This window comes from Corallococcus silvisoli, from assembly GCF_009909145.1.
Classification (GTDB): domain Bacteria; phylum Myxococcota; class Myxococcia; order Myxococcales; family Myxococcaceae; genus Corallococcus; species Corallococcus silvisoli.
In genome coordinates this window covers 1-4280 of the sequence record NZ_JAAAPJ010000038.1, presented here as the reverse complement: position 1 = coordinate 4280, position 4280 = coordinate 1, and the positions used below count along the sequence as shown (strand labels likewise).

At 71.0% G+C, this 4280-nt stretch carries 1 protein-coding gene; it reads left to right on the top strand.

The features are described from left to right. The coding region (locus GTY96_RS36930) for a non-ribosomal peptide synthetase (protein ID WP_161667157.1) at positions 1–4280 on the top strand (4280 nt) is incomplete at both ends.

Here is a 4280-nt window from a genome sequence, read left to right as displayed (position 1 = left end):
GCCCAGCCCGACGCTCCCCTCTCCTCCCTCGAGCTGCTCTCCTCCTCCGAGCGCCAGCAGCTCCTCCTCGACTGGAACCAGACCGACGCGGACTTCCCTCGCGACCTCTGCTTCCACGACGCCTTCACCGCCCAGGCTCGCCTCACCCCCGACGCCCTCGCCGTCACCTGTCGCGACGACAAGCTCACCTTCCGGCAGCTCGACGCACTCTCCAACCAGCTCGCCCACCGCCTCCGGAAGCTCGGCGTCGGCCTCGAGTCCCGCGTCGTCCTCTGCCTCGAGCGATCCGTCCACTCGCTCGTCGCCCTCCTCGCCACCCTCAAGGCCGGCGCCGCCTACGTCCCCGTCGACCCTCGCTACCCGCGCGAATGGATCGCGCACGTCCTCGTCGACTCCGCGGCCCCCGTCATCCTCTCCCACCGCGGGCTTCGCGACGTCCTCCCGCCTCACTCCGCCCACGTCCTCTTCCTCGACTCCGACGACTTCTCCCTGGAGTCCGACGCCCCCCTCTCGATCCACGTCTCCCCGCAGCAGCTCGCCTACATCATCTACACGTCGGGCAGCACCGGTCGCCCCAAGGGCGTCATGGTGCAGCACCGCTCCGTCCTCAACCTCCGCCACGGGCTCGCCTCCGCCATCCACTCCGGCCGGGCCCCCGCCGAGCGCGTCAGCGTCAACGCGCCTCTCTCCTTCGACGCCTCGGTCCAGCAGCTCGTCCAGCTCCTCGACGGCCACACCCTCTGCATCGTCCCTGACGAAGCCCGCGCCGACGCGCGAGAGCTCGTCCGGCGCATCTCCCTCGACGCCCTCGACGTCCTCGACTGCTCTCCGGCGCACCTCCGCCTGTTGGTGGATGAAGGCCTCCTTCAGCGCGACTCGCTCCCCCAGCGCGCCCTCGTCGGCGGAGAGGCCGTCGACACCGACACCTGGCGCACCCTCGCGCAGCACCCCCGCCTGCGCGCCTTCAACGTCTACGGCCCCACTGAGTGCACCGTCGACGCCACCTCCTGCGCCTTCGACGCGTCGCCCACGCCCTCCATCGGCCGGCCGCTTCCCAACGTCCGCGCCTACGTCCTCGACGCCACCCTCCGCCCCGTCCCCGTCGGCGTCTCCGGCGAGCTCTTCCTCGGCGGCGAGGGCGTCGCCCGCGGCTACCTCAACCGCCCGGAGCTCACCGCCGAGCGCTTCATCCCCGACGCCTTCTCCTCTGCCCCGGGCGCGCGCCTCTACCGCACGGGCGACCTCGTCCGCTGGCGCGCGGATGGCTTGCTCGACTACCTCGGCCGCACCGACTTCCAGGTGAAGGTGCGTGGCTTCCGCATCGAGCTGGGCGAAATCGAAACCACCCTCCTCAAGCACCCGCAGGTGCACGCCGCCGTCGTCCTCGCTCGCGAGGATGTCCCCGGTGACAAGCGCCTCGTCGCCTACGTCGTCCCTCCCGAAGGCTCCGACGCGCCCTCGCCCGACGCGCTCAAGGACTGGCTCAAGCAGTTCCTCCCCGAGCACATGCGGCCCTCCTTCTTCCTCGTCCTGGAGGCCCTTCCCCTCAACTCCAACGGCAAGGTCGACCGCAAGGCCCTTCCCCCTCCGCTCCCCTCCTCCTCGGCCTCGACCTTCGTCGCCCCCAGCACCCCCTCCGAGGAGCTGCTCGCCTCTCTCTTCTCCCAGGTGCTCCGCCTCGAGCGCGTCAGCGTCCTCGACGACTTCTTCTCCCTCGGCGGCCACTCCCTCCTCGCCACCCAGCTCGTCTCTCGCATCCGCGCCGCGTTCCGACGCGAGCTTCCGGTGCGCGCACTGTTCGAAGCCCCGACCGTGGCCGCGCTCGCCCAGCGCATCGACTCCGAGCCCTCCTCCACCGCGTCGGCACTGCCGCGCATCCCCGCCGTGCGGGCCACCACGGCGCCGCTGTCCTTCGCGCAGCAGCGCCTCTGGTTCCTGGATCAGCTCACCCCCGGGGATGCGTCGTACAACATCCCCACGGCCCTCAGGCTCACGGGCCACGTGGACGTGGAGTCCTTGCGCCGCGCCTTCGAGACCCTGGTCGCGCGGCACGAGGCCCTGCGCACCACCTTCCGCGAGCACCAGGGACACGCCCTCCAGAACATCCACCCAGCGGAGCCGTGGACGTTGCCGCTCGTGGATCTCTCCGCCCTGCCCGAAGCGCAGCGCGAAGCCGAAGCCCGCCGCAGGGTCGCGGAGGATGCGCGCCAACCGTTCCACCTGGAGAACGGCCCGCTGCTGCGCACCGCCCTGGTGCGGCTGGCCGCCGAAGAGCACCTGCTGCTCGTGACGATGCACCACATCGTCTCCGACGGTTGGTCCATGGGCGTCCTCGTCCGCGAGCTGGTGGGCCTCTACGAGGCCTTCAGCGCGGGACACCCCCCTTCGCTCGCGCCGCTGCCCATCCAGTACGCGGACTTCTCCGCATGGCAGCGACAGTGGCTCCAGGGGGAGGCGCTGGAGACGCAGCTCGGCTACTGGAAGCACCAGCTCGCGGGCGCACCGTCCGCGCTGGAGCTGCTGACGGACCATCCGCGTCCGGCCCTCCAGTCGTACGCGGGTGCGTCCCTGGCCGTTCACCTCCCGCGAACACTGGCCGACTCCCTCAAGGCGCTGGCCGGGCGTGAAGGCGCCACGCCCTTCATGGTGCTGCTGGCCGCGTTCCAGGTCCTCCTGTCCCGGTACTCCGGGCAGGACGACATCAGCGTCGGCTCTCCCATCGCCGGCCGCACCCAGGCCGAGACCGAAGGCCTCATTGGCTTCTTCGTCAACACGTTGGTGCTGCGCACGCGGATGACGGCGGAGACGTCGTTCCGCGAGCTCCTCGCCCAGGTGCGAGGCACGACGCTCGCCGCCTACGAGCACCAGCACCTGCCCTTCGAGAAGCTCGTCGAGGCCGTGCAGCCCGTGCGCGACCCGAGCCGCAGTCCGCTCTTCCAGGTGATGTTCGTCCTGCAGAACGCGCCCACGGAGGCCCTGCGCGTCCCAGGCCTCACCTTCCAGCAAGCCGCGGCCGAGGCCCACTCCGCCAAGTTCGACCTCACGTTGACGTTGCAGGACTCGCCCGAGGGTTTCGTCGGCTGGCTCGAGTACAACACCGCGCTCTTCGAGCGCGACACCGTGGCGAGGATGGCCGGCCACCTGCGCACGCTGCTGGAGGCCGTGGCCGCGACGCCCGAGCAGTCCGTCTCCGCACTGCCGTTGATGTCCGGCGAGGAGCGACAGCGTCTGCTCGTGGACTGGAACGACACCGCCGTCGCCAGCCCCACGGACATCCCGGTCCACGTCCACTTCGCGCGGCAGGCTCAGCGCACGCCGGATGCCGTGGCACTCGTCATGGGGGATGCCACGTTGACGTATGCCCGGCTGGACGCGCGCGCGAACCAACTGGCCCATCACCTGCGGGGGGTGGGCATCGTCCCCGGTGCCCGCGTCGGCGTCGCCGTCGAGCGCTCCTTCGAGCTGGTCACGGCGATCCTCGCCATCCTCAAGGCCGGCGCCGCCTTCGTCCCCGTGGACCGCAATGCTCCCGTGGACCGCATCGCGGCCCTGCTCGAGGACGCGGACGTCAGCGTGGTCGTCACCCACCAGCCCTTCGCGTCATTGCTGCCACCTTCGGGCACCCGCGTCTGGCTGGATGCCCAGGCCCAGGACATCGCCGCGCTGCCGACCCATGCGCCGGAGGTCCACGCGGACGGCGAGTCGCTCGCCTACGTCATGTTCACCTCCGGCTCCACCGGCCGGCCCAAGGGCGTCTGCGTTCCCCACCGCGGCATCACCCGCCTGGTGCTCGGCAGCTCCTTCATGCGCTTCGGGCCAGAGGAGACCTGGCTCCAGTTCGCGCCCATCGCCTTCGATGCCTCGACCCTCGAGCTCTGGGGCGCGTTGCTGCACGGCGCGAAGCTCGTCCTTGCTCCGCCCCGCACCCTCTCCCTGGAGGAGCTGGCCGCGCAGCTTCGCCACCACCGCGTCACGGTGCTGTGGCTGACGGCCGCGCTCTTCGAACAGATGGCGCTGCACCAGGGCGAAGTCCTCACGGAGGTCCCCCAGGTCCTGGCCGGCGGCGACGTGATGCCCTCCGCCCGGGTGCGTGAGTATCTGAAGCGACTGCCTCCAGGCGCCGCCTTCTTCAACGCCTACGGCCCGACGGAGAACACCACCTTCTCCACCGTCCACTTCCTCCAGCGGGACTCGGTGGTGGTGGGCCCGGTGCCCATTGGCCGGCCCATTCCCAACTCCACGGCCTACGTCCTCGACGCCCACCTGCGCCCCGTTCCCGT